Annotated in this window: 1 protein-coding gene; it reads right to left on the bottom strand. The window is 65.2% G+C overall.

All coding sequences use genetic code 11. The features are described from left to right. The coding region (locus N826_RS39495; RefSeq protein ID WP_044438197.1) for an acyl-CoA dehydrogenase family protein at positions 1–233 on the bottom strand (233 nt) is incomplete at both ends.

The raw sequence follows: 233 nt of genomic DNA, 5'->3' as shown, positions 1-233 counted from the left end.
CGATGCCGCCGGTGATCGAGGCGCGCAGGCTGAACTTGCCCTCGATCTTCGGGGCGCTCAGCCCCTTCATGCCCTTCTCCAGCACGAAGCCCCTGATATCGCCGGTATCGTCCTTGGCCCAGACGACGAAGACGTCGGCGATGGGGGAATTGGTGATCCACTGCTTGGAGCCCGACAGCAGGTAGCCGCCAGCGGTCTTGCGCGCCCGCGTCTTCATGGAGTTGGGGTCGGAG

Origin of the sequence: Skermanella aerolata KACC 11604 (genome assembly GCF_000936425.1) — a bacterium.
GTDB lineage: Bacteria > Pseudomonadota > Alphaproteobacteria > Azospirillales > Azospirillaceae > Skermanella > Skermanella aerolata.
This window is presented reverse-complemented; position numbering and strand designations above follow the sequence as displayed.